The organism is Serratia sp. HRI, from assembly GCF_010119335.3.
Taxonomy (GTDB): Bacteria; Pseudomonadota; Gammaproteobacteria; order Enterobacterales; family Enterobacteriaceae; genus Serratia; species Serratia nevei.
In genome coordinates, this window is the sequence record NZ_CP083690.1 from 2,300,569 (window position 1) to 2,326,226 (window position 25,658).

At 60.2% G+C, this 25,658-nt stretch carries 24 protein-coding genes, 3 tRNA genes and 1 pseudogene; 11 read left to right on the top strand and 17 right to left on the bottom strand.

Annotation, left to right across the window (positions count from 1 at the left end):
- Positions 1-6: 6 nt before the first annotated feature.
- The 3 genes from amiB to nnr are packed head-to-tail and all read right to left on the bottom strand — an operon-like array spanning position 7 to position 3,806.
- Positions 7-1,803 carry an N-acetylmuramoyl-L-alanine amidase AmiB gene (gene amiB / locus GF111_RS11150; protein ID WP_047729293.1) on the bottom strand — a complete coding sequence of 599 codons (1,797 nt, stop codon included), beginning with the start codon at positions 1,801-1,803 and terminating at the stop codon, positions 7-9.
- A 7-nt stretch (positions 1,804-1,810) separates the two neighbouring features.
- The gene (gene tsaE / locus GF111_RS11155; RefSeq protein WP_038879220.1) at positions 1,811-2,281 is read right to left on the bottom strand and encodes a tRNA (adenosine(37)-N6)-threonylcarbamoyltransferase complex ATPase subunit type 1 TsaE; all 471 of its coding nucleotides are present in this window, start codon (positions 2,279-2,281) and stop codon (positions 1,811-1,813) included.
- Between the two features lie 10 nt (positions 2,282-2,291).
- Positions 2,292-3,806, bottom strand: a complete 1,515-nt coding sequence (nnr, locus tag GF111_RS11160) for a bifunctional ADP-dependent NAD(P)H-hydrate dehydratase/NAD(P)H-hydrate epimerase (protein ID WP_055311882.1) — start codon at positions 3,804-3,806, stop codon at positions 2,292-2,294.
- Here nnr and queG point away from each other — a divergent pair.
- A complete protein-coding gene (gene queG / locus GF111_RS11165; RefSeq protein WP_047729298.1) occupies positions 3,805-4,944 on the top strand; it encodes a tRNA epoxyqueuosine(34) reductase QueG in 1,140 nt (379 codons plus the stop codon). The genes nnr and queG overlap by 2 nt on opposite strands.
- Before the next feature lie 311 nt (positions 4,945-5,255).
- Here queG and GF111_RS11170 read toward each other — a convergent pair.
- The 4 genes from GF111_RS11170 to orn form a co-directional block, all read right to left on the bottom strand.
- Positions 5,256-5,331, bottom strand: a tRNA-Gly gene (locus GF111_RS11170).
- Positions 5,332-5,385: 54 nt separating this feature from the next.
- A tRNA-Gly gene (locus GF111_RS11175) sits at positions 5,386-5,461 on the bottom strand.
- Between the two features lie 66 nt (positions 5,462-5,527).
- Positions 5,528-5,603: transfer RNA gene (locus tag GF111_RS11180), tRNA-Gly, on the bottom strand.
- Between the two features lie 192 nt (positions 5,604-5,795).
- Positions 5,796-6,341 (bottom strand): oligoribonuclease, encoded by a 546-nt coding sequence (gene orn / locus GF111_RS11185; protein ID WP_033636776.1) that lies wholly within the window; start codon positions 6,339-6,341, stop codon positions 5,796-5,798.
- Positions 6,342-6,581: 240 nt separating this feature from the next.
- Between orn and rsgA the strand changes: the two genes are divergently transcribed.
- The 3 genes from rsgA (at position 6,582) to mscM (ending at position 11,962) form a co-directional block, all read left to right on the top strand.
- Entirely contained in the window at positions 6,582-7,631 is a 1,050-nt protein-coding gene (rsgA, locus tag GF111_RS11190) for a small ribosomal subunit biogenesis GTPase RsgA (protein WP_038879228.1), read from the top strand.
- Between the two features lie 76 nt (positions 7,632-7,707).
- Positions 7,708-8,601 (top strand): archaetidylserine decarboxylase, encoded by an 894-nt coding sequence (gene asd, locus GF111_RS11195; RefSeq protein ID WP_038879230.1) that lies wholly within the window; start codon positions 7,708-7,710, stop codon positions 8,599-8,601.
- A 13-nt stretch (positions 8,602-8,614) separates the two neighbouring features.
- On the top strand, positions 8,615-11,962 hold the full coding sequence (gene mscM, locus GF111_RS11200; RefSeq protein ID WP_038879233.1) for a miniconductance mechanosensitive channel MscM: 3,348 nt from the start codon (positions 8,615-8,617) through the stop codon (positions 11,960-11,962).
- A gap of 68 nt (positions 11,963-12,030) precedes the next feature.
- Here the strand turns inward: mscM and epmA are convergent, their stop codons facing one another.
- Complete coding sequence (epmA, locus tag GF111_RS11205) at positions 12,031-13,008, bottom strand: elongation factor P--(R)-beta-lysine ligase (protein WP_004929681.1); 978 nt, start codon at positions 13,006-13,008, stop codon at positions 12,031-12,033.
- A 385-nt stretch (positions 13,009-13,393) separates the two neighbouring features.
- Here epmA and frdA point away from each other — a divergent pair, with 385 nt between their 5' ends.
- From frdA to blc, 5 genes are all read left to right on the top strand, one after another.
- Positions 13,394-15,190: a fumarate reductase (quinol) flavoprotein subunit gene (gene frdA, locus GF111_RS11210; RefSeq protein ID WP_038879239.1), complete on the top strand. Its 1,797-nt coding sequence runs from the start codon at positions 13,394-13,396 to the stop codon at positions 15,188-15,190.
- A complete protein-coding gene (locus GF111_RS11215; RefSeq protein WP_033648713.1) occupies positions 15,183-15,917 on the top strand; it encodes a succinate dehydrogenase/fumarate reductase iron-sulfur subunit in 735 nt (244 codons plus the stop codon). The genes frdA and GF111_RS11215 overlap by 8 nt, the downstream gene beginning before the upstream one ends.
- Before the next feature lie 15 nt (positions 15,918-15,932).
- On the top strand, positions 15,933-16,325 hold the full coding sequence (frdC, locus tag GF111_RS11220) for a fumarate reductase subunit FrdC (protein WP_038879241.1): 393 nt from the start codon (positions 15,933-15,935) through the stop codon (positions 16,323-16,325).
- A 12-nt stretch (positions 16,326-16,337) separates the two neighbouring features.
- Entirely contained in the window at positions 16,338-16,697 is a 360-nt protein-coding gene (gene frdD, locus GF111_RS11225; protein ID WP_004929672.1) for a fumarate reductase subunit FrdD, read from the top strand.
- Between the two features lie 84 nt (positions 16,698-16,781).
- Positions 16,782-17,315, top strand: coding sequence for an outer membrane lipoprotein Blc (gene blc, locus GF111_RS11230; protein ID WP_038879243.1), 534 nt, complete (start codon positions 16,782-16,784; stop codon positions 17,313-17,315).
- On the opposite strand, the gene sugE is transcribed toward blc, so the two are convergent.
- The 4 genes from sugE to efp form a co-directional block, all read right to left on the bottom strand.
- The gene (gene sugE, locus GF111_RS11235) at positions 17,309-17,626 is read right to left on the bottom strand and encodes a quaternary ammonium compound efflux SMR transporter SugE (protein ID WP_004929669.1); all 318 of its coding nucleotides are present in this window, start codon (positions 17,624-17,626) and stop codon (positions 17,309-17,311) included. The two genes, blc and sugE, sit on opposite strands and share 7 nt — an antisense overlap.
- A gap of 192 nt (positions 17,627-17,818) precedes the next feature.
- Entirely contained in the window at positions 17,819-17,950 is a 132-nt protein-coding gene (locus tag GF111_RS11240) for an entericidin A/B family lipoprotein (protein ID WP_033636766.1), read from the bottom strand.
- 121 nt (positions 17,951-18,071) lie between these two features.
- Entirely contained in the window at positions 18,072-18,203 is a 132-nt protein-coding gene (locus GF111_RS11245) for an entericidin A/B family lipoprotein (RefSeq protein ID WP_038879245.1), read from the bottom strand.
- Positions 18,204-18,273: 70 nt separating this feature from the next.
- A complete protein-coding gene (gene efp / locus GF111_RS11250; protein WP_004929666.1) occupies positions 18,274-18,840 on the bottom strand; it encodes an elongation factor P in 567 nt (188 codons plus the stop codon).
- A gap of 42 nt (positions 18,841-18,882) precedes the next feature.
- On the opposite strand from efp, the gene epmB reads away from it, so the two are divergent.
- Complete coding sequence (epmB, locus tag GF111_RS11255) at positions 18,883-19,911, top strand: EF-P beta-lysylation protein EpmB (RefSeq protein WP_033636765.1); 1,029 nt, start codon at positions 18,883-18,885, stop codon at positions 19,909-19,911.
- 81 nt (positions 19,912-19,992) lie between these two features.
- Here epmB and GF111_RS11260 read toward each other — a convergent pair whose 3' ends face one another.
- The 5 genes and pseudogenes from GF111_RS11260 to GF111_RS11280 form a co-directional block, all read right to left on the bottom strand.
- A complete protein-coding gene (locus tag GF111_RS11260; RefSeq protein ID WP_025305007.1) occupies positions 19,993-20,337 on the bottom strand; it encodes a DUF4156 domain-containing protein in 345 nt (114 codons plus the stop codon).
- Positions 20,338-20,528: 191 nt separating this feature from the next.
- Positions 20,529-21,026: pseudogene (locus GF111_RS11265) on the bottom strand (transposase); the annotation flags it as partial.
- 60 nt (positions 21,027-21,086) lie between these two features.
- Positions 21,087-22,733, bottom strand: coding sequence for a chaperonin GroEL (gene groL, locus GF111_RS11270; protein WP_004929662.1), 1,647 nt, complete (start codon positions 22,731-22,733; stop codon positions 21,087-21,089).
- Between the two features lie 44 nt (positions 22,734-22,777).
- Positions 22,778-23,071: a co-chaperone GroES gene (locus tag GF111_RS11275; RefSeq protein WP_004952634.1), complete on the bottom strand. Its 294-nt coding sequence runs from the start codon at positions 23,069-23,071 to the stop codon at positions 22,778-22,780.
- A 189-nt stretch (positions 23,072-23,260) separates the two neighbouring features.
- The gene (locus GF111_RS11280; protein ID WP_019453406.1) at positions 23,261-23,749 is read right to left on the bottom strand and encodes an FxsA family protein; all 489 of its coding nucleotides are present in this window, start codon (positions 23,747-23,749) and stop codon (positions 23,261-23,263) included.
- Between the two features lie 369 nt (positions 23,750-24,118).
- On the opposite strand from GF111_RS11280, the gene aspA reads away from it, so the two are divergent.
- Positions 24,119-25,555 (top strand): aspartate ammonia-lyase, encoded by a 1,437-nt coding sequence (gene aspA / locus GF111_RS11285; protein ID WP_147190231.1) that lies wholly within the window; start codon positions 24,119-24,121, stop codon positions 25,553-25,555.
- The last annotated feature ends 103 nt before the right edge of the window (positions 25,556-25,658 follow it).

Below are 25,658 nucleotides of genomic sequence, written 5' to 3' on the forward strand. Positions count from 1 at the left end.
ATGGCGCTAGGCCTGCGGAATAGTCAGCGTCCGATCCAGCGGCGCGACGTCCGACTTCAGATTATTGACCCGTTTCAGATCGCCGACGCTGACCCCGTAGCGAGAAGCGATGGAGGAGAGCGTATCCCCGCGGGCCACTTTATGTTTAGACGGCTTCTTGGCCGGCGTTTTCGCCTTGGCGACGGTAGTGACGGCGGCGGTTTTCCCCGCCGGCACCTTCAGGCGTTGCCCCACCCACACGCCGTCTTTTTTCAGTTTGTTCAGATCCCGCAGCGCCGCCATGGTGGTGCCGTAGCTGTCGGCGATGCCGGACAGCGTTTCCGCCCGCTTCACCACGTGGATCTGGGTCTTGCCGCTTACGCTGCGGCTCGCGCCGGCCGAGCTGACGATAGGCTCAGGCTGGCGCACGTCTGGTGTTGAGGTGTTAACCGCCGCTGCGACGTCCAGCGGTCGGTTTTCCACCTTTGGGTCGGCTTGCAGCGGATGCGCCAGGAAGTAGCTGCGCAGGCCATTATGAATGGCCTTGGCAATCTTCTCCTGATACGCGCTACTGCCCAGCAGCCGCTCCTCCGTGCTATTACTGATAAATCCGGTTTCCACCAGCAGCGAGGGAATATCCGGCGAGCGCAGCACGCCCAGGCTGGCGTGTTCCGGCCGGCGTTTGTGCAGCGATCCGACGCTCTGCAGCTGCTGCAGCACTTTCACCGCCACATCGTACCCGACGCGCTGCGAGTGGCCGAACTGCAGATCCAGCACCGCCTGGCTCAGGTAAGGGTCGGCCTGGCTGTTGGCCAGCAGATCGCCGGCGCCGCCGAGCAGCTCGGACTGCTTCTCATGCTGTTCGAGCCAACCGGCCATTTCGCTGTTGGCGCGGCGGTTGGACAGCACCCAAACGGAAGCCCCGCTGGCGCTGCGGTTTGGCGCGGCGTCGGCGTGGATGGAGACCAGCACGTTGGCGCCCTGTTTGCGCGCAACGTCAGAGCGCCCCATCACCGAGATGAAGTAGTCGCCGTTACGCGTCAGCACCGGTTTGAACTGTGGATCGGCGTCCAGCATCGCCTGCAGGCGGCGCGCAATGGCGATGGTGACATTCTTTTCTTTCAGCCCGCTCGGGCCAATGGCGCCCGGATCCTGGCCGCCGTGGCCGGCGTCGATCGCCACCACCACCCGATCGCCGGAACCGGCGGAAACGCGGCTGCTGCGCGGCGTGACTTCGGTGGCGGTGCCTGCGACGACGCTCTGTTTATTGGTAAAGGGATTCGATCCCGTCGGCGCTTTGCGCAGCGGCGGCTCCGGCGCTTCACGCACCGCGACCGGTGCCTGACGCGGTGGTGGGTTGACCGCAACCGGCGCAGGCGTTTGCACCGGCGCCTTGCGCACCACCGTATTGGCACTGCCTTCGGCCGTAATGGTGAACACCACGGTATGCACGCTGCCGTTCTGGCGGGTGGAGACGCGGGTCTTGGCGCGCTGGGTCAGATCAAACACCAGGCGCACGCTCTGAGCGTCTTTCGGCGCGCTGGAGCGAATGCTTTTCACCAGGTTTTGGCCGCTGAAATTGAGCGGCAGGCCGCCGACCTTGCCCTTCTGGTTAACGTCCAGCACCACGCGATCCGGGCCGTGCAGCGGGAAAAACGCGTAGTCCGGCGGGCCATTGAAGCTCACCGACACCGTCGCTTCACGCTGGGCGTTGGACACTTTGATATCGGACAGCGAGGACGCCGCCAGCGCGTTCAGCGCGCCGAGCGGCCCCAGCACGGCGATCAGCATGATGACCGCAAATTTTTTCAACACGTGCGTCATTGCGGCATCATCCCTGTGATCCATGAATGCGGTCTAACAGCTGGCTGCCGTAAGTGGAAATCGCCTCGATCTTTGCCTCTCGCCCCTCGCCCTGATAGCAAAGATGCAGCGCCAGATCCGGCTCCGGCAGCACGCCGGTGCCCTGTTGCGGCCATTCGACCAGGCAGATGGCGTCTTGCGCGAAGTAATCGCGAATGCCCATGAATTCAAGCTCTTCAGGATCGGCCAGGCGATACAGATCGAAGTGATACACCGCCAGCGGCTGCAAGGCATAGGGTTCCACCAGCGTGTAGGTCGGGCTTTTGACGTTGCCCTGATGCCCTAACGCCTGCAGGAAACCACGGCTGAAGGTGGTTTTACCGGCGCCCAGGTCGCCGTAGAGATAGATGACGCTGGCGCGATCGCAGGCCTTGGCCAAAGTGGTGCCCAAAGCGACAGTCGCTGCCTCGTCCGGCAGAGGTAAAACGAGTTCTTTCATTCGATAAAGTCTATTTTGCCCACTCAGGGTTAACGAAATGAAGGATGTCCGGCAGTAAATCGGTCGCCAACATGCCTCTTGTTCCTTGTCTTTCCGCTACGCGATCGCCGGCCGCGCCATGTACGACGCAGCCCGCACAGGCGGCATCATACAGCGGGAGCTTTTGCGCCAGCAAACCGCCGATGATGCCCGACAGCACATCGCCCATGCCGCCGGAGGCCATGCCGGCGTTGCCGACGTCGGCGATCGCCATCTGCCCCTGCTCATCGGCGATCAGCGTGCCGGCGCCTTTCAGCACCGCCACGCCGCCGTAGCGCGCCGTCAGCTTGCGCACGGCAAGTAAGCGATCACTCTCGATGTCGGCAGTGCTGCAGCTCAACAGCCGCGCCGCCTCTCCAGGATGCGGGGTCATCACGCGATTCTGCCGTTTCTCGGGATTTAATGCCAGCAAGTTCAGCGCATCGGCGTCCCACAAGGCCGGTTTATCGCTGGTTTGCAGCATGTTCAAGGCGTTTTTTCCCCATTCAGCCTGGCCCAGCCCCGGGCCAATCACCAGCACATCCGCCCATTGCATCGCCTGCCGCAGCGTCGCCTCGTCCAGCGCCTGCGCCATCAGCTCCGGCCGGGCCGCCAGCAGCGGTGCAACGTGTTCAATGTGAGTAAGCACTCGCACCAATCCCGCCCCGCTGCGCAGCGCCGCTTCCGCCGCCATGCGAATGGCGCCGCCGAATCCGCGGTCGCCGCCCACCAACAGTAGGCGGCCATGCTCGCCCTTATGGGCGCAGGGGCGGCGCGGATGCAGCCAGCGCGGCAACGCCTCGGCGGTAAGCCGCTGAATCTGTTCCGGTTGCTTCGCCAGCCAACCCGATAAGCCTAGCGCATTCTGATGAAGTTGCCCGACCCAGTCGCGCGCCTGGCCGGTCAGCAATCCCGGTTTGAGGCCGATGAACGTGACGGTATGCGCGGCACGCACGACCGCACCCGGCACCGCGCCGCTTTCCGCCAGCAGGCCGGACGGGATATCGAGCGCGACCACCGGCGCCGAATGGCGGTTGGCGGCCTCGATCAGCGCGTCGTAAGGCGCACGCGGCGCACTGCCAAGGCCAGTGCCTAACAGGCCGTCGATAATGAGAGAGACGGACGCCGGCCAGCGGCTGTTCGCCGGCAGAATATCACCGCCGGCGGCCAGCCAGGCCTGACGGGCCGCTGCGGCTTCCGGCGGCAAAGGCCGTGCGCCTTCGCAGGCGATCAGCGTCACCTGCAGGCCCGCCGCCTTCGCCAGGCGCGCCACCACATAGCCGTCGCCGCCGTTGTTGCCGTGGCCGCACAGCACCAGCCAGTGGTCGCGGGAGGGGTACGCGTTGCGCGCCAATGCGTAGGCCGCCTGACCGGCGCGCTGCATCAAATCGTAAAGAGAAATACCGAGCGAGGCCGCCGCCGCGGGTTCCGAGCGACGGATCCAATCCGCAGGCCAGACAGAGTGTGGTAAACTGTCAGCGTATGCTTTTTCACTGTGGCCCGTCATGACGCACCCCCTCGATTTCCATCAACTCGCCCAACATATCAAGCAATGGGGGCAATCGCTAGGATTCCAACAGGTTGGCATCTGCGATACCGACCTAAGCCTCGAAGAGCCGAAGCTGCAGGCCTGGCTCGACAAGCAATACCACGGCGAGATGGAATGGATGGCGCGCCACGGCATGCTGCGCGCGCGCCCTCACGAACTGTTGCCGGGCACGCTGCGGGTGATCAGCGTACGCATGAACTACCTGCCGGCCAAGGCGGCGTTTGCCAGCACCTTGCAAAATCCGCAGCTGGGTTACGTCAGCCGCTACGCGCTGGGGCGCGACTATCACAAACTGTTGCGCCAGCGCCTGAAAAAGCTGGGCGATCAGATCCAGGCCTACTGCGGCGAGTTGAATTTCCGCCCCTTTGTCGATTCCGCGCCGGTGATGGAACGCGCGCTGGCCGCCAAGGCGGGCATCGGCTGGGTTGGTAAACACTCACTAATTCTCAACCGCGAAGCCGGGTCGTGGTTTTTCCTCGGCGAGTTGCTGATCGACCTGCCGCTGCCGGTGGATAAGCCGCAGGAAGAGCAGTGCGGCCGCTGCGTCGCCTGCATCACCACCTGCCCGACCGGTGCCATCGTCGCCCCCTATACCGTAGACGCCCGGCGCTGCATCTCCTACCTGACCATCGAGCTGGAAGGCGCGATCCCGGAGGAATTCCGGCCGCTGCTCGGCAACCGCATCTACGGCTGCGACGACTGCCAGCTGATCTGCCCGTGGAACCGCTTTTCGCAGCTCACCGACGAAGACGATTTCAGCCCACGCGCCGCGCTGCATGCACCGCAGCTGATCGATCTGTTCAACTGGACGGAGGAAAAATTCCTGCGCATCACCGAAGGCTCGGCAATACGCCGCATCGGCCACCTGCGCTGGCTGCGCAATATCGCCGTGGCGCTGGGCAATGCGCCCTACGAGGACGGCATTGTGCTCGCGCTGCGCACGCGCCTGGGCCAGGACGCCATGCTGGACGAACATATCCACTGGGCGCTGGCGCAACAGCTTGCCCGCCGCGAGGCGCAGGGCATCGAGGTGCAGACGGCGCAGAAAAAACGGCTGATACGGGCTGTGGAAAAAGGTTTGCCGAGGGACGCCTGACGGCGTGCGCCGCGCGGCCATCTCACCGGATGTCTCACTCTGTGGATTTGTGCATAAAAATAAAAACACGTTGTCTTTCAACTGCAACAAAAAGAGCAAGTGATCGGTATAACGTTTTGGGATAAATAAATAAGCTTATAAATCAAATAAATAAATATTTAATTTGTATGACGTTGATTTTTCAGGCAGGCGGGTTTATGTACAGAGGCTGTGGATAACTCTGTTTACAACATTTTTACCAGGCGTGTAAAACGGGACAAAAATCCCCGCCGAATAAGGCGTTGGATTTGAGTTTGAAACGAAGAGAAAATTGGAGCGGGAAACGAGACTCGAACTCGCGACCCCGACCTTGGCAAGGTCGTGCTCTACCAACTGAGCTATTCCCGCATTGAGATGCTTTTGGCATCCGGTCACCAAACACTGGCGTGACCTTTGAATTTTTGGAGCGGGAAACGAGGCTCGAACTCGCGACCTCAACCTTGGCAAGGTTGCGCTCTACCAACTGAGCTATTCCCGCGTCGCATAGGTACTGCTTGATACTGCTTTATTTATTCATCATGCCGCATCGCGACATTGTTGAATTTGGAGCGGGAAACGAGACTCGAACTCGCGACCCCGACCTTGGCAAGGTCGTGCTCTACCAACTGAGCTATTCCCGCCCGGCGTATCGATGGTGGAACATTACGAAATTCTTCATCGGTACGGGGTGCGCATTATACGAGAAATCCTTTTTGCCGCAAGCCCCTGAAAGCAAAAAAACGCGTTTTTTGTTTGATTGCCGATTAAAACGCCAGATTGGCGAATTAAGCGGCTAAAAACGGCGTTTTTTCCCCAGAGGGGCCGCCATCGCCTTAAAGCTGAATGAAATGTTCGCGGTAATAAGCCAGTTCGGCCACCGATTCGCGGATGTCGTCCAGCGCCTGATGGGTGCCCTGCTTCTTAAAGCCGGCGAGAATTTCCGGCTTCCAACGGCGCGCCAGTTCCTTCAAGGTGCTGACGTCCAGATAGCGGTAATGGAAGTAAGCCTCCAGCTCCGGCATGTAGCGAAACAGGAAACGGCGGTCCTGGCCCACGCTGTTGCCGCAGATCGGCGATTTGCCGGCCGGCACCCACTGCTGCAGGAAGGCTATCGTTTCCAGCTCGGCGGCGCGATCGTCCTGGCGGCTGGCTTTCACCCGCTCCACCAGCCCGCTACCGGTATGGGTGCGCACATTCCACTCGTCCATCAAGGCCAGCTGCTCGTCGGATTGGTGCACGGCGATCACCGGCCCTTCCGCCAGGATGTTCAGGTTGGCGTCGGTGACCAGCGTGGCGATTTCGATAATGCGGTCACGCTCGGGATCCAACCCGGTCATCTCCAAATCGATCCAAATCAGGTTATTTTCGTTTCCTGTCATGATGTTTCCTGCCTAAAAGCCGAGAGAAAAACGCTGTGCGGACGAGACGGCGGGCGCCGCCGGTGGCGACGCGCCGCAGCCGGCGGCTAACAACGGTTATTTAATATAAAATAGCGTGTATCATAGTCTTTTTGGTCGCCCTGGGCGACATATACCCCGATGGGTTCAAGGCTGCGGCCGGGGAAATCCCCTACCGCCGCCGTACGTGTAAAGGTATAAAACCGAGTCAAGTGAGGCGCAGTGAGTAAGAACAAACTGTCCAAAGGCCAGCAACGCCGCGTGCAGGCGAACCATCAGCGTCGCCTGAAGCGCACTGATAACAAACCGGAACCGGATGATTCCCAACTGGGCGAGCCGCAGGAAGGCGTCGTCATCAGCCGTTTCGGCATGCACGCCGACGTTGAGGCGCCGGATGGCACTCAGCACCGCTGCAACATCCGCCGCACGCTGCGATCGCTGGTCACCGGCGATCGCGTGGTGTGGCGCCCCGGCCTGGGCACCCATGAAGGGGTGAAGGGCATCGTGGAAGCGGTGCATGAACGCACCTCGGTGCTGACGCGCCCGGACTTCTACGACGGCGTGAAGCCAATCGCCGCCAATATCAATCAGATCGTCATCGTGTCGGCGATCCTGCCCGAGCTGTCGCTGAACATCATCGATCGTTATCTGGTGGCCTGCGAAACGCTCGAAGTCGAACCGCTGATCGTGCTCAACAAAATTGACCTGCTGGACGCCGAAGCGCGCAAGCTGGTCGACGGCATGATGGATATCTATCGCAAGATTGGCTACCGGGTGCTGGAAGTTTCCAGCCAGACGCGGGAAGGCATGGCGGAGTTCGAACAGGCGCTGGCCGGGCGCATCAGCATCTTCGCCGGCCAGTCGGGGGTCGGCAAGTCCAGCCTGCTTAACGCGCTGCTGCCGCCGTCTGATGAGCAAATTCTGGTAAATCAGGTTTCCGACGTCTCGGGCCTCGGGCAACATACCACCACCGCCGCACGGCTGTACCATTTCCAACACGGCGGCGACGTGATCGACTCCCCGGGGGTGCGCGAGTTTGGCCTGTGGCATCTGGAGCCGGAACAAATTACCCGCGGATTTGTCGAATTCCGTGATTATTTAGGCGGTTGCAAATTCCGCGACTGCCGCCACGATACCGATCCCGGCTGCGCCATCCGCGCGGCGATGGAGAAAGGCGATATCGCGGAAGAACGTTTCGACAACTATCACCGCATTCTGGAAAGCATGGCGCAGGTGAAGGTTCGCAAGAACTTCACGGACGCCGCAGACTGACACTGATGGGCGGGCATTGACGACGGCGGAACCCTCGTTACAATGCGCGCCCTTTACCCTGATTCACGAGGTTAACGTGCTGGATAGCATCAAGATTAAATTGCAATATTGGTTGCCGAAGCTGGCGCTGACCCGCCTGGCGGGCTGGGGCGCCGACAAACGGGCCGGCTGGCTGACCCAGCTGGTGGTCAAGGCCTTTGCCCGCTTTTACCGCGTAGACATGCAGGAAGCGCAAAATCCGGACCTGGCGTCTTACGCCACCTTCAACGATTTCTTCGTGCGCCCGCTGCGCGACGGCGCGCGCCCGATCGTCGCCGACGCCAACTGGCTGGCGCTGCCTGCCGATGGCGCCATCAGCCAGCTCGGCCCGATCCGCGACGATCAAATCTTCCAGGCCAAAGGCCACTACTACAGCCTGGAAGCGCTGCTGGCCGGCAACTACCTGCTGGCCGAGCCATTCCGCAACGGCCTGTTCGCCACCACCTATCTGGCGCCGCGCGACTACCACCGCGTGCACATGCCGTGCGCCGGCGTGCTGCGCGAGATGATCTATGTGCCGGGCGATCTGTTCTCGGTCAACCCGCTCACCGCCGCCAACGTGCCTAACCTGTTCGCGCGCAACGAGCGCGTGATCTGCGTGTTCGACACCGACATCGGGCCGATGGTGCAAATCCTGGTCGGCGCCACCATCGTCGGCAGCATCGAGACCGTCTGGGCCGGCACCGTCACGCCGCCGCGCGAAGGCATCATCAAACGCTGGACCTACCCGGCCGCCGGTGAAGAAGGCGCCATCGCGCTGGAAAAAGGCGCCGAGATGGGCCGCTTCAAACTCGGCTCCACGGTGATCAACCTGTTTACCGCAGGCAGCGTGCAGTTCGCGCCGCAGCTGCATAACGGCACCGTCACCCGTATGGGTGAGGCCTTCGCCGAAATCCCGGCCGCCGCTGAAACACCACAGACCCCGCTCTAAAGGAATCGACGCCGTGCGCCTTTTCATCACGCTTTTGCTCGGTTGCCTGGTGTGGCAACCGGCGCTGGCCGCCCCCGTGCCGACCGAGAACCAGCTCAAACAGGAGCTGAAGCAGGCGGAAAGCAGCAAAAACGCGCCGAATCAGGCGGAGACCACCGAGGCGCTGCAAAGCGCCCTCAACTGGCTGACGGAGCGTAAAGAGTCGCAGACTCGCTCCGAACAATATCAGAAGGTGATCGACGATTTCCCTAAGATGACGCAGGAGCTGCGCCGTCAGTTGGTGCTGGAAAGCAACAAGATCCTGCCGAACGGCGACGATCTGCCGGCCGCCGAGCTGGAACAGCAGATCCTGCAAACCAGCAGTCTGCTGCTGGAACAGGCGCGCCTGCTGCAGCAAGAGCAGGATCGCACGCGGGAAATCAGCGATTCGCTTGGCCAGCTGCCGCAGCAGCAGACCGATGCCCGCCGCGCGCTGACCGAAGTGCAGCGCCGTCTGCAGGCGCAGCCCGCCAACCCGACCACCCCGTACGCGCAGGCCGCCCTGGCCCTGCTGCAGACCGAAGCCGCGGCGCGCAAAGCCAAAGTGGACGAGCTGGAGCTGGCGCAGCTGTCGGCCAACAACCGTCAGGAGCTGGCGCGCATGCGCGCAGAGGTCTATAAAAAGCGCCACGAGAAAATAGACGTTCAGCTGCAGGCGCTGCGCAACAACCTCAACGCCCAGCGCCAACGCGAAGCGGAACTGGCGCTGGAAAAAACCGAGCAGTTGGCCGAGCAGAACGGCGACTTGCCAAAAAGCATCAGCCAACAGCTGCAGATCAACCGCGAATTGTCCGCCGCGCTGAACAGCCAGGCGCAGCGCATGGATCTGATTTCGTCGCAGCAGCGGCAGGCGGCGGCGCAGACGCTGCAGGTGCGCCAGGCGCTGAGCACCATCATCGAACAGGCCCAGTGGCTCGGCTCGTCGTCGGCGCTGGGGGAAACCCTGCGCGCCCAGGTGGCGACGCTGCCGGAGATGCCCAAGCCGCAACAGCTGGACGGCGACATGGCCCAGCTGCGCGTGCAGCGCCTGCAGTTTGAAAACCAGCTGGAAAAACTGTCGCAGCGCGAATTCAAACGCGACGACGGCAGCGCGCTGACCAACCAGGAGCAGCGCATCGTCGATGCCCAGCTTCGCACCCAGCGCGAGCTGCTGAACTCGCTGCTGTCCGGTTGCGACACCCAAATCCTCGAGCTGACCAAGCTGAAGGTGGCCAACACCCAGCTGATCGAAGCGTTGAACGAAATTCGCGATGCCACCCACCGCTATCTGTTCTGGGTGCCGGACGTCAATCCGATCAACTTCTCTTACCCGCTCAACGTGGCGCACGATCTGACGCGCGTCCTGTCGCTGGACACGCTGTCGCAGCTCGGCGGTGCTTTCATGATGATGGTGACCAGCCGCGAAACGTTGATCCCGATCTTCGGCGCCCTGCTGCTGGTGATTTTCAGCATCAGTTCGCGCAAGCACTATCACGCCTTCCTCGAGCGCGCCAGCAGCCGCGTCGGCAAGGTGACGCAGGACGAATTCTTCCTGACGGTGCGCACCGTTTTCTGGTCGATTCTGGTGGCGATGCCGCTGCCGGTGCTGTGGGCCGCGCTCGGCTACGGCCTGCAGAGCGCCTGGAACTACCCGGTGGCGGAGGCGATCGGCAAAGGGGTGACCGCCACGCTGCCGATCCTGTGGATCTGCATGATCTGCGCCGCTTTCGCCCATCCGCAAGGGTTGTTCATCGTGCACTTCCGCTGGCCGGCGAAGCAGGTTTCGCGCGCCATGCGCTACTACAAGATGTCGATCTGGCTGATCGTGCCGCTGATCATGGCGCTGATCACCTTCGATAGCCTGAAAGAGCGCGAGTTCGCCAACACCCTGGGGCGGCTGTGCTTCATCCTGCTGTGTCTGGCGCTGGCGCTGGTCACCCACAGTCTGAAGCGCGCCGGCATCCCGCTGTATCTGGATAAAAACGGCTCCGGCGACAACATGCTCAACAGCGCCTTCTGGGGGCTGCTACTGTCGGCGCCGCTGCTGGCGGCGTTGGCCTCGACCGTCGGTTACCTCACCACCGCGCAGGCGCTGTTGGCGCGCCTGGAAACCTCGGTGGCGATCTGGTTCCTGCTGCTGGTTGTCTATCACATCATCCGCCGTTGGATGCTGATCCAGCGGCGGCGCATCGCCTTCGATCGCGCCAAACAGCGCCGTGCCGACATCCTGGCCCAGCGCGCCCGCGGCGAAGACGAAACTTCGCACACCCCGAACAGCACCGAAGGATCCATCGATCCGGACGATTCGGAATTCGATCTGGACACCATCAGCGCCCAGTCGCTGCGGCTGGTGCGTTCGATCCTGACGCTGATCGCACTGGTGTCGGTGATCGTGCTGTGGTCGGAGATCCACTCCGCGTTCGCCTTCCTGGAAAACATCTCGCTGTGGGACGTGACCTCGACGGTCAACGGCGTGGAAACCGCCCATCCGATCACCCTCGGCGCGGTACTGATTGCCATTCTGGTGTTGATCATCACCATGCAGCTGGTGCGCAACCTGCCTGCGCTGCTGGAGCTGGCGGTGCTGCAGCACCTGGATCTGACGCCGGGCACCGGCTACGCCATCACCACCATCACCAAGTATCTGCTGCTGCTGTTCGGCGCGGTGCTCAGCTTCGCCTGGATCGGCATCGAATGGTCGAAACTGCAGTGGGTGGTTACCGCACTCAGCCTGGGGTTGGGCTTCGGCATGCAGGAGATCTTCTCCAACTTCATCTCCGGCCTGATCATCCTGTTCGAGAAACCGATCCGCATCGGCGACACCGTGACGATCCGCAACCTGACCGGCACCGTCACCAAGATCAACACCCGCGCCACCACCATTTCGGATTGGGACCGCAAAGAGATCATCGTGCCGAACAAAGCCTTCATCACCGAACAGTTCGTCAACTGGTCGCTGTCGGATAACCTGACCCGTGTGGTGCTGACCGTGCCGGCACCGGGCGAAGCCAACAGCGAAGAGGTGACCAAGATCCTGATGAACGCCGCCGAACGCTGCTCGCTGGTGCTGGATAACCCGGCGCCGGAGGTTTACCTGGTCGATCTGCAGCAAGGTATCCAGATCTTCGAGATGCGTATTTACGCCGCCGAGATGGGCCACCGCATGCCGCTGCGCCACGAGATCCACCAGTTGATTCTGGCGGGCTACCGCGAGCACGGCATCACGCTGCCGTACCCGCCGTTCCAGGTGCGCACCGAGACGCTGTCGCGGCTGACCAACAACGGCCGTACGCCGCCGTCTACGCCGGCGCCGAACACCAAGCGCGACGCCGGGGGCCTGTAAGCGGTTCTCGCGATAAAAAAAGGGCCGGCAAATGCCGGCCCTTTTTGCTTTTCTTACCGCCTGAAACGTCAGGCGATCCCGACCGGGAAGGCCAACACGTCGCTCAGGCTCTCGGCGCCCAGCGCCAGCATCACCAGGCGATCCACGCCCAGCGCCACGCCGGAACACTCCGGCATGCCGTGCTGCAACGCCGCCAGCAGGTTATAGTCGATCGGCTGCTGCGGCAGGCCGCGCTCCGCGCGCTTACGGTTGTCCTGCTCGAAGCGCTGCTGCTGTTCACGGCCGTCGGTCAGCTCGCGGAAACCGTTCGCCAGCTCGATGCCCTTGAAGTACACCTCAAAACGCTCCGCCACGCGGTGGTCCTCGGTGCTGATCTCCGCCAACGCCGCCTGGCTGGCCGGGAAGTGGTAAACGAACGCCGGCTTTTCACGGCCGATATGCGGCTCCACGCCCACGGTGAACAGCAGCTGCAGCAGCGTATCACGATCTTCTTCGGTATCGGCGATGTTGCTCAAGTCGAGTTTGGCCGCCGCTTCGCGCAGCTGCGCCTTCTCCGCCGACAGCGGATCGATGTCCAAATGGCGCAGGAAGGCCTGCTGATAAGACAGGGTCTCCGCGCTCTCGCAGTCCAGCACCTGTTGCAGCAGATCGTCCACTTCGTTCATCAGGCGGTACATGTCGTAGTGCGGACGGTACCACTCCAGCATGGTGAATTCCGGGTTGTGATGTCGCCCGGCTTCTTCATTGCGGAAGCTACGCCCCATTTGGTAGATCGGGCCGCTGCCCGCCGCCAGCAGGCGCTTCATGTGATATTCCGGGCTGGTCATCATGTATAGCGTCAGGCCCTCTGCCGCCCCCGGCCCGACGAAACGCGTCTCGAACGGGAACAGGTGAACGTCGGTGACCGTCGCCTGGCTCATGGTGGGCGTCTCAACTTCCAGCACGCCACGATCGGCGAAGAAACGCCGGATCTCAGCCAGAATCGCTGCGCGTTTCAACAAATTGGCGATGGGTGCACTAGGCTGCCAGCTTGCCGTTTCGCTCATGGTAATTAACTCCGAAATCAAACAGGGGATGCAGTCTACTCGCATCCTTGCAGCCAAACAAATTCTTCACGATACACAACCGGCCATAACGCCAATTTCCGATAAATAGGCGGCAAAAGCGCGTTAAAAAGGGTAAAGCACGCCGAACACGCGAAAAGACAGGCAAGCCTGTTGGTCGAGCGTTAATCGACAAAACAATCGATCACATCAAATTTCGACTACTTAACTTTAGGTATAGTGAATTCCCCATTATTGGTGGGAGATATCTATCCTTAACCTTTAAGCAACATTAATCGGTTCAATTAGTTAGCACCCGAAGAGTTCGCTAAATTTTAAGCATAGATATTTAACTTGCCGTTCTTAATAAGAACATTGGAGGAATGCAGTGCAAACCTTTAACGCCGATCTTGCCATTATTGGGGCCGGGGGCGCTGGTTTACGTGCAGCAATAGCCGCAGCGGAAGCCAATCCCCAACTGAAAATCGCGCTGATCTCTAAGGTCTACCCGATGCGCAGCCACACGGTCGCCGCCGAGGGGGGCTCCGCCGCCGTCACTCAGGATCACGATACCTTCGACTACCACTTCCACGACACCGTCGCCGGCGGCGACTGGCTGTGCGAACAGGACGTGGTCGATCACTTCGTGCATCAGTGCCCGCGCGAGATGACCCAGCTCGAGCAGTGGGGCTGCCCGTGGAGCCGCAAACCGGACGGTTCGGTCAACGTGCGGCGCTTCGGCGGCATGAAGATCGAACGCACCTGGTTCGCCGCCGACAAGACCGGCTTCCACATGCTGCACACCCTGTTCCAGACCTCGCTGAAATACCCGCAGATCCAACGCTTCGACGAGCACTTCGTGCTGGATATCCTGGTGGATGACGGCCAGGCGCGCGGCCTGGTGGCGCTCAACATGATGGAAGGCACCCGCGTGCAGATCCGCGCCAACGCGGTGGTGATGGCCACCGGCGGCGCCGGGCGTGTCTACCGCTACAACACCAACGGCGGCATCGTTACCGGCGACGGCATGGGCATGGCGTTCCACCACGGCGTGCCGCTGCGCGACATGGAGTTCGTGCAGTATCACCCGACCGGCCTGCCCGGTTCCGGCATCCTGATGACCGAGGGCTGCCGCGGCGAAGGCGGCATCCTGGTGAACAAGGACGGCTACCGTTACCTGCAAGATTACGGCATGGGCCCGGAAACCCCACTGGGCGAGCCGAAGAACAAATACATGGAGCTGGGCCCGCGCGACAAAGTGTCCCAGGCCTTCTGGCACGAATGGCGCGCCGGCCGCACTATCGCCACCCCGCGCGGCGACGTGGTCTATCTCGATCTGCGCCACCTGGGCGAGAAAAAGCTGCTGGAGCGGCTGCCGTTCATCTGCGAACTGGCCAAGGCCTACGTCGGCGTCGACCCGGTGAAAGATCCGATCCCGGTGCGCCCTACCGCACACTACACCATGGGCGGCATTGAAACCGACCAGAACTGCGAAACCCGCATCAAGGGGCTGTTCGCGGTCGGCGAATGCTCCTCCGTCGGCCTGCACGGCGCCAACCGTCTCGGCTCCAACTCGCTGGCAGAACTGGTGGTGTTCGGCCGCGTCGCCGGTGAGCAAGCGGCCCGCCGCGCGCTGGAAACCGCGCCGGCCAACGGCAGCGCGCTGGATGCGCAAACCCGCGACGTCGAAACCCGCCTGAGTAACCTGATGAAGCAGGAAGGCAACGAAAACTGGGCGAAGATCCGCGACGAAATGGGGCTGTCGATGGAAGAAGGCTGCGGCATCTACCGCACGCCGGAGCTGATGCAAAAAACCATCGATAAGCTGGCGGAGCTGAAAGAGCGCTTCAAGCGCGTCAACATCACCGACAACTCCAGCGTGTTCAATACCGATCTGCTGTACACCATCGAGCTGGGTTACGGCCTGGACGTCGCTGAATGCATGGCGCACTCCGCGTTTAACCGCAAAGAGTCGCGCGGCGCTCACCAGCGCCTGGACGAAGGCTGCACCGAGCGTGACGATGTCAACTTCCTCAAGCATACGCTGGCGTTCCATAACCCGCAGGGTGCGCCACGCCTCGAATACAGCGACGTGAAAATCACCAAGCTGCCGCCGGCCAAACGCGTCTACGGCGCAGAAGCCGAAGCGCAGGAGAAAAAGAATAAGGAGCAGGCAAATGGCTGAGATGCAAACCCTGAAGATCGAAGTCATGCGCTATAACCCGGAAAGCGACGCCGAGCCGCATTTCGTCACCTACGCCGTGCCTTACGACGAACAGACCTCGCTGCTCGACGCGCTGGGCTACATCAAGGACAACCTGGCGCCGGATCTCTCCTACCGCTGGTCCTGCCGCATGGCGATCTGCGGCTCCTGCGGCATGATGGTCAACCGCGTGCCGAAGCTGGCGTGCAAAACCTTCCTGCGCGATTACGTCGGCGGCATGAAGGTCGAAGCGCTGGGCAACTTCCCGATCGAGCGCGATCTGGTGGTCGACATGACCCACTTCATCGAAAGCCTGGAGGCGATCAAGCCTTACATCATCGGCAACGATCGCAAACCGGAAGACGGCCCGAACGTGCAGACCCCGGCGCAGATGGCCAAGTATCACCAGTTCTCCGGCTGCATCAACTGCGGCCTGTGCTACGCCGCGTGCCCGCAGTTCGGCCTTAATCCCGAGTTTATCGGCCCGGCGGCGATCACGCTGGCGCACCGCTACAACCTGGACAACCGCGACCACGGCAAGAAACAGCGCATGCCGCAGCTTAACGGCCAAAACGGCGTCTGGAGCTGCACCTTCGTCGGCTATTGCTCCGAAGTCTGTCCGAAACACGTCGATCCCGCCGCCGCCATCCAGCAGGGCAAGGTGGAGAGCGCCAAAGACTTCATGATCGCCATGCTGAAGCCGCAATAAGGGAGAAAAATTGCCATGACAACTCAACGTAAGCCCTATGTGCGCACCATGACGCCCACCTGGTGGCAAAAGCTCGGCTTCTACCGTTTCTACATGCTGCGTGAAGGCACCTCGGTGCTGGCGGTCTGGTTCAGCATCGTGCTGCTCTACGGCGTGTTCGCGCTGAAGGGCGGCGCCGAGAGCTGGGCCGGCTTCGTCGGCTTCTTGCAGAACCCGCTGGTGCTGTTGATCAACGTCGTCGCCCTGCTGGCGGCGGCGCTGCACACCAAAACCTGGTTCGATCTGGCGCCGAAGGCCGCCAATATCGTGGTCAACAGCGAGAAAATGGGGCCGGGCCCCATCGTGAAAGGGCTGTGGGCCGTCACGGTCGTCGTCAGCGTGGTCATCCTGGCCGTGGCCCTGATCTAATCCGGAGGAAACATGATAAATCAAGCACCTAAACGCTCCGACGAGCCGGTTTTCTGGGGATTGTTCGGCGCCGGCGGCATGTGGGGCGCGATCGTTGCACCGGCCATCGTGCTGCTGGTCGGCATTCTGCTGCCATTGGGGCTGTTCCCCGGTGAAGCACTGGGTTACGAACGCGTGCTGGCATTCTGCCAGAGCCTGATCGGCCGCCTGTTCCTGCTGCTGATGATCATTCTGCCGCTGTGGTGCGGCCTGCACCGCATCCACCATGCGATGCACGATCTGAAGATCCACGTACCGGCCGGCAAATGGGTGTTCTACGGTCTGGCGGCGATCCTCAGCGTGGTCACCGTTATCGGCGTCGTCACCCTGTAAACCGCTCAGGCGGCCAACGCCCGTTGGCCGCCCTTTTCTCATCGGCTACACTGTCTACTCGTCCCCGGTAAACAGGAGTCACCGATGCGTTTATGGTCAAAGCTTAGCGTCATGCTTTCCGCCCTGCTCTCCGTCGCCTGCAGCGTCTCCCCGCCTAAAGACATCAAGGTCGTGACCCCTTTCGACAGTCAGCGTTATCTCGGCACCTGGTACGAAATCGCGCGTCTGGATCATCGTTTTGAACGCGGTTTGCAGCAAGTGACCGCCCACTACAGCCCACGCGCCGACGGCGGGCTGAAAGTCATCAATCGCGGCTTCAATCCGCAGAAACAGCAATGGCAAGAAAGCGAAGGCAAAGCCTACTTTATCGGTTCACCGCAGGTCGCGGCGCTGAAAGTGTCGTTCTTCGGCCCCTTCTACGGCGGCTATAACGTGATTGCCCTGGACCCGGACTACCGCTACGCGCTGGTGTGCGGCCCAAACCGCGACTATCTGTGGATCCTGTCGCGCACCCCGACGCTTGACGCCGGCGTACGCGACAGCTTATTGCAGACGGCCAAGGGCTACGGTTTCGCCACCGATGCGCTGATCTGGGTGCAACAGTCCGCCGATCAGTGACTGCTGAACTTCAGCCCGAGGATGCCGACCACGATCAGGCACAGGCTGATGATACGCGCGATATTGGTCGACTCGCCCAACAGCACCATGCCCATGATGGCCGCGCCCACCGCGCCGATGCCGGTCCACACCGCATAGGCGGTGCCGGCGGGCAGCGTTTTCATGGCGTTGGCCAACAGCAACATGCTGACCACCATCGCGGCGATGGTGATGATGCTCGGCGTCAGCCGGGTAAAACCGTGGGTGTATTTCAGACCGATAGCCCAAACCACTTCGAGCAAACCGGCGATAAGCAGAATAATCCAGGCCATGAGACGGCCTCCCTACCACTGGGGTCGTCCCCGATATAATGACGCGTAAACGGGTCGTCCCGTTCAGCGGGGTGATGAACGGCGGGTAACCTCACCCGCACTGCGGCAGGATAGCAGCAGCGTTAACGCTCAGGCAAGAGGAGGAAATGCGGCGGCCCTCCGCGCGCGGAACGCCGCCGGGTGGAGAACGGATTATTCCGCGCTGCGCTGAATGGCCTTGCCGCCGGCCTGAATGTCCTCACCCACACCGCGGGTGGTGTTACAGGCGGTCAACGAGGTCAAAATCATCAAAGAGAAGATCGCGATAATACTTTTCTTCAGCATAAGAAAGTCCTTATTTGTCGTTGATGAAAAAGTACGGCTTTCTAAGCTTAGTCAAAATTGGCGCAGGGAGTGGGATCGCCACCGGCTTTGTGACGCAAATACATCGGGTTAAAGGGTGGGATCAGCCGGCCGTGCGGGAGATGGCGCCGCCGAGATGCTGAACGTCTTCGCCGAAACCGCGAAACGTATTGCAACTGCTAAGGGAGAAAAGGAACAACAGGGAGAGCACGGCCAACAACGTTTTCTTGAACATGCGGGTTTTCTGCCAACGAACGGGGATAGGATAAAACAGAGGAACCGCGAGGGTTCCTCTGCTTTGAAACTTATTTAACGCGAGAGACGTATTCGCCAGAGCGAGTGTCAACTTTGATCACTTCGCCGATCTGGACGAACAACGGCACTTTAACCACGGCGCCGGTGCTCAGGGTAGCCGGCTTGCCGCCAGTCCCTGCGGTATCGCCTTTCAGGCCCGGATCGGTATCGGTGATTTCCGCTTCGATGAAGTTCGGCGGCTGAACGGCGATTGGACGGCCATCCCACAGGGTGATGATGCACTCTGCGTTGTCCTGCAGCCATTTGGCCGCATCGCCTACGGTTTTGCCGTCAACCTGATGCTGTTCGAAAGACTCAGGGTGCATGAAGTGGTAGAACTCACCGTCGCTGTACAGGTAGTTCATGTTGGTGTCCATCACGTCTGCGCCTTCGCAAGAATCGGTAGACTTGAAGGTTTTTTCCACGCGGGTGCCGGTCAGCAGACGACGCATTTTCACGCGTGCAAACGCCTGGCCTTTGCCCGGCTTAACGAACTCACTGGCTTCGACGGCGTAAGGTTCGCCCTCGAACATGATTTTAAGACCCGGACGGAAATCGTTGCTAGAATAAGTCGCCATGATGGCCCTCTGAATATTTGAACTGGTAGCTTAGCCAAAAAAATGGCACACATTATAACCCAAAGTACGGCACATAGAGAAGATTGGTTGCATCAACTCGCCGATGTTATTACCGATCCTGATGAATTACTGCAGCTTTTGTCACTGAATACGCACCCGGAACTGCCGCAGGGGCGCGATGCCCGCCGGCTGTTCGCCCTGCGCGTGCCGCGCGCCTTCGCTGCGCGCATGCGCCCCGGGGATGCCAACGACCCGCTGCTGCGCCAGGTGCTGACCGCCAGAGAGGAGTTCATCAACGCCCCAGGGTTCACCACCGATCCGCTCGATGAGCAGCGTAGCGTGGTGCCGGGCCTGCTGCACAAATACCGCAATCGCGCACTGCTGCTGGTCAAGGGCGGCTGTGCAGTCAACTGCCGTTACTGTTTCCGCCGCCACTTCCCCTATCAGGATAATCAGGGCAATAAGAACAACTGGCGGCAGGCACTGGATTATATCCGCCAACACCCGGAACTGGACGAGATCATTTTTTCCGGCGGCGATCCGCTGATGGCCAAAGACAGCGAGCTGGAATGGCTGGTCGGTGAGCTGGAGGCCATCCCGCACCTGAAACGCCTGCGCATTCACACCCGTTTGCCGGTGGTGATCCCGGCGCGCATCACGCCGGCGCTGTGCCGCCTGCTGTCGGCCTCACGCCTGCAGGTGCTGATGGTCACGCACATCAACCACGCCAACGAAATTGACCGCGACCTGCAAAGCGCTATGGCGCAGCTGCGCCTCGCCGGCGTCACGCTGCTCAACCAGAGCGTGCTGCTGCGCGACGTCAACGACGATGCCGACACGCTGGCGGCGCTCAGCAACGCGCTGTTCGACGCCGGTATCCTGCCTTACTACATCCACGTGCTGGACAAGGTGCAGGGCGCGGCGCACTTCATGGTCAGCGACGATGAAGCGCGCGCCATCATGCAGGCGCTGCTGAGCAAGGTGTCCGGTTATCTGGTGCCGCGCCTGACGCGCGAAGTGGGCGGCGAACCGAGCAAAACGCCGATCGATCTGCGCCTGATGCAGGAGTGACGCACGCCAAGTCCCCCAACGAAAAGAGGAATGCCGTGGCATTCCTCTTTTTTATCTCTTTGCGGCTGCGGCCTCAGCGCCTTACGGGCACTTGTAAACCTGGCCGACCATTTTGCTGTCCAGCGGTGCGAAGCTGGAGAGCAGATTCTGGCTCGGGCTGTTGGCGCCGTAGATCACGTTGCCGCCCATGGCCGCCGCCTTGTTGCGCAGATCGTTGGCCGCACCGCGCATGGAGCTGCCTTCACCGCCGTTGCCGGACAGCCAGTTGCTCTGAGTGCCGGTCACTTCCCCCAGCAGCTGGCATTCCGCCGCCGGCTTGCTGTCGGTGAACTTGATCTGCTGACCCGCAGCGGTCAGTTCATGAGTGGTGCTGCAACCCGCCAGCAGCATCGCTGCCGAGAGACCCAGTAAGGCTTTAATCCGCATCTTGTTCCCCATTCGATGTTGAGAATTACGCAAAAGCTTATCAGAAAGCGATGCCATCTCTTAAGCATCCGTTGCCACGCGAGCGGGCCAACGTCTTGAGCGACAGCTGATGACTTACCAGTTTACCAGCTAAATTAAATTGCCCCGGGCGGCAAAAATATCATCAAATACAGTGCGGCGGCGCGCAGGCATCGGAGTTGATTGGCCTGGTCGACGCGGACCCGGTCGATAACCTCCCGGCCATACTTTGCCACCACATGGAACAAGTCATAGACCACTTCCGCCTGCGGGCAGTGATGCCTGACCTCCAGGTCTAACGCCGTATTCATATCCATGGCGACAGACTGGATAGCGGCACAGCCTTCAGCGCCCAGCCAGACGAAGAAGGGGCGGAAGGCCGCTCTGCTGCGGCCTTCGCCCACCCACAACACCTGTTGCGTATCCGCATCCATCACCACGGTGGCATAACGATGTCCTTTGAACAGGGCGAACTCATCCATCACCAGACGGCGGAGGGTATGGCGCTGCGGCTCTGTCCGTTCCCGCAGCAGACGCCGGTAGTCGATATTCTTGACCGTATGCCAGTGCAGGCCGGTGAGTTGTGCAACGTGCTTAATCGGCAGTAAACGGACCAGTGACTCAACCCATACGGATAGTGTCGTGGTATATCTCTGGCGTTCAGGCAACCAGCTAAAAAAAACCCCGGTCGTTTGACCGGGGTTCTCAGCACACAAGCGTGTGGGGGATGATTACATCATGCCGCCCATGCCGCCCATGCCACCCATGCCGCCTGCTGCGCCCAGATCCGGTGCGTCAGCCTTCGGCAGGTCGGTGACCATGCATTCGGTGGTGATCATCAGGCCAGCCACGGAAGCCGCGTACTGCAGAGCAGAACGGGTCACTTTGGTTGGATCCAGGATACCCATCGCGATCATGTCGCCGTATTCTTCAGAGTAAGCGTTATAGCCGTAGCTGCCTTCGCCCGCTTTCACCTGGTTGGCGATAACGGAAGCTTCTTCACCGGCGTTGACCACGATCTGACGCAGAGGGGCTTCCATTGCGCGCAGCGCAACTTTGATACCCACGTTCTGGTCTTCGTTGTCGCCTTTCAGCGCGGCGATTTTGCCTGCAACGCGGATCAGCGCTACGCCACCGCCGGCCACCACGCCTTCTTCCACTGCAGCGCGGGTCGCGTGCAGGGCGTCTTCAACGCGGGCTTTCTTCTCTTTCATTTCAACTTCAGTGGCTGCGCCAACCTTGATAACGGCAACGCCGCCGGCCAGTTTCGCTACGCGCTCCTGCAGTTTTTCACGATCGTAGTCAGAGGTCGCTTCTTCGATCTGCTGACGAATTTGAGCAACGCGGCCCTGGATGGTCGCTTCGTCGCCCACGCCATCGATGATGATGGTGGTGTCTTTGTTGATCACAACGCGTTTTGCCTGGCCCAGGTCTTCCAGGGTGGCTTTTTCCAGCTCCAGACCGATCTCTTCAGAGATAACGGTACCGGCAGTCAGGGTCGCGATGTCCTGCAGCATGGCTTTACGGCGGTCGCCGAAGCCAGGCGCCTTAACGGCAGCCACTTTCACGATGCCGCGCATGGTGTTGACCACCAGGGTCGCCAGCGCTTCGCCTTCTACGTCTTCAGCGATGATCAGCAGCGGTTTGCCTGCTTTGGCAACGGCTTCCAGCACCGGCAGCATTTCGCGGATGTTGGAGATCTTTTTGTCAGCCAGCAGGATGAACGGGCTTTCCAGCTCAACAGAACCGGTTTCCGGCTTGTTGATGAAGTATGGGGACAGGTAACCGCGGTCGAACTGCATACCTTCAACCACGTCCAGCTCGTCTTGCAGGCCGGTGCCTTCTTCAACGGTGATAACGCCTTCTTTGCCCACTTTCTCCATCGCTTCGGCGATCAGTTTACCCACGGTTTCGTCGGAGTTGGCGGAGATGGTGCCTACCTGAGCAATAGCTTTGGAATCGGAGCAAGGTACGGACAGTTTTTTCAGTTCTTCAACCGCAGCGACAACCGCTTTGTCGATGCCGCGCTTCAGATCCATCGGGTTCATGCCTGCAGCAACCGCTTTCAGGCCTTCGGTGATGATGGATTGCGCCAGTACGGTTGCCGTGGTGGTGCCGTCGCCCGCCGCGTCGTTCGCTTTGGAGGCCACTTCTTTCACCATCTGTGCGCCCATGTTCTCGAACTTGTCTTCCAGTTCGATTTCACGCGCAACGGAAACGCCGTCTTTGGTGATGGTCGGTGCGCCGAAAGATTTATCCAGCACTACGTTGCGGCCTTTCGGGCCCAGGGTCACTTTTACTGCATCAGCGAGAACATTCACGCCGCGGAGCATTTTCACGCGAGCGTCATTGCCGAATTTTACGTCTTTAGCTGCCATTAGTATTTCCCTTCAACTCGTTCAGTTCAGAAGATAAAGCGCAATTACGCTTCAACAATTGCCAGAATGTCGCTTTCGGACATGATCAACACTTCTTCATTGTCGATCTTCTCTGCTTTCACGCCGTAGCCGTCGTTGAAAATCACGATATCGCCAACTTTCACATCCAGCGGTTGGATGTTGCCGCTTTCCAGCACACGCCCTTTACCCACTGCAACCACTTCACCACGAGTGGATTTACCCGCCGCAGAGCCAGTCAGGACGATGCCGCCAGCAGATTTTGATTCAACTTCTTTGCGCTTGACGATAACGCGGTCATGCAATGGACGAATACTCATTGAACGCTCTCCTGTAAGAAGGTCTCTATCAGATTTAGGGTTGTACACCGGATGGTTGTTATTACCGGCCTCGTGGGATTTGAGATGGGGGCGTTCCAGCCCCCTTCAAGGGGGCTAACGAAAAAAATTTCGCATTTTTGGTCGTGCGGATGCTGCAGAGATGAAAAACGCGGCCTGAGCCGCGTTTGCTTAACGATCGTGGGGCTTGCGCTCCTCGTCCGGGCGGTGTTCCAGCACCGGGCGTTCGTCGTCCTTGCGCTGGAATTCGCCGTCGAAGGTGTTGCCGTTAGCGGCGTCGCCGCCCGTCCAACCGCCGGGGCGATAAACCGACAGATGTGGCATCAGCTTCAGCGTCAACGATTTTTGCACCGGCGGCAGCAGCAGCAACAGGCCGAGGAAGTCGGTGAAGAAGCCCGGGATCAGCAGCAGGAAGCCCGCCAGCACCAGCGAAACGCTTTTCACCATTTCCGCCGCCGGGCTTTCGCCGGCCGCCAGTTTTTGCTGCATCTGCACGAAGGTTTTCATGCCCTGATTGCGCACCAGCGAAATGCCGACGCAGGAGCTGAACACCACCAGCAGCAGGGTGACAGCCACGCCGAGCACGGCGGCGACTTTGATAAAGATGGATATTTCTATGTAAGCCAGCAGAAATATCAGCAGTAGCGGTAACCAGCGCACCTGGTTCTCCTATTGGTAGGTAAAGCACGGCCGCCACGGGGCGACGGCGCGAAAAAAGAGGCCGTAAACGGCCGACACCATTACAATGAGGGCGTCACCCCACCATTTCAACCGAGAGCCGGTTTTTATTGCTAAAGTTCACAAACGTGAAAGAAGTCACAGAACCGGAAAAGGGCATATCCTTAAACACCATAAGGTGATCTGGATTCAGTCATTTCTTACCAACCAGCATATGATCTGGGCAGCAACGGGCGATTTGGTTAATCGTTTCACGCCCCAAGCCTTCGGCAATATTAATTTAGGCTGTGCCCTTACTAGCCTTGACCTGACAAATTATTAATTCGGCAGCAACACATAGAGAAGGTTCTCATGTCAAACAACATTCGTATCGAAGAAGACCTGTTAGGAACACGTGAAGTCCCCGCAGACGCTTACTACGGAGTTCACACTCTGCGTGCGATTGAAAACTTCTACATCAGCAACAGCAAAATCAGCGATGTCCCCGAGTTCGTTCGCGGCATGGTGATGGTGAAAAAGGCCGCGGCGATGGCCAACAAAGAACTCAAAGCCATCCCGCGCAAAATCGCCGACGTGATCATCCAGGCCTGCGACGAGGTGCTGGATAAAGGCAAATGCATGGATCAGTTCCCGGTGGACGTGTTCCAGGGCGGCGCAGGCACCTCGCTGAACATGAACACCAACGAAGTGCTGGCGAACATCGGCCTGGAACTGATGGGCCACCAAAAAGGCGAATACCAGTACCTGAACCCGAACGATCACCTCAATAAGTGCCAGTCCACCAACGACGCCTACCCGACCGGGTTCCGCATCGCGGTGTACGCCTCCAACCAGAAACTGATCGATGCCATCAACCAGCTGCGCGAAGGCTTCGACCGCAAGGCGAAAGAGTTCGAAACCATCCTGAAAATGGGCCGCACCCAGCTGCAGGACGCAGTGCCGATGACCCTCGGCCAGGAGTTCCACGCCTTCAGCGTGCTGCTGAACGAAGAGACCCGCAACCTGCACCGCACCGCGGAGCTGCTGCTGGAAGTGAACCTGGGCGCCACCGCCATCGGCACCGCGCTCAACACCCCGGAAGGCTATCAGCCGCTGGCAGTGCAAAAACTGGCGGAAGTCAGCGGCCTGCCGGTGGTGCCGGCGGAAGACCTGATCGAGGCCACCTCCGACTGCGGCGCCTACGTGATGGTGCACAGCGCGCTCAAACGCCTGGCGGTGAAACTGTCCAAAATCTGCAACGACCTGCGGCTGCTCTCCTCCGGCCCGCGCGCCGGCCTGAACGAAATCAACCTGCCTGAGCTGCAGGCGGGATCGTCCATCATGCCGGCCAAAGTGAACCCGGTAGTGCCGGAAGTGGTCAATCAGGTGTGTTTCAAGGTGATTGGCAACGACACTTGCGTTACCATGGCGGCCGAAGCGGGCCAGCTGCAGCTGAACGTGATGGAGCCGGTGATCGGCCAGGCGATGTTCGAGTCGATCCACATCCTGACCAACGCCTGCTACAACCTGCTGGAAAAATGCATTAACGGCATCACCGCGAATAAAGAAGTCTGCGAACACTACGTCTTCAACTCGATCGGTATCGTCACCTATCTGAACCCGTTCATCGGCCACCATAACGGTGACATCGTCGGGAAGATCTGTGCAGAAACCGGCAAGAGCGTGCGTGAAGTGGTGCTGGAACGCGGCCTGCTGACCGAAGCCGAGCTGGATGACATCTTCTCCGTGGAGAACCTGATGCACCCGGCCTATAAAGCCAAACGCTATACGGATGAAAATGAACAATAACAGACCTACCCGGTAGCCCTGAAAGGCACGCTAAATCCTCTGGATAGCGTGCCTTTTTACTTTCCGGCGCCCACAAAATTTTAACGTTTTATTTTCAATTTAC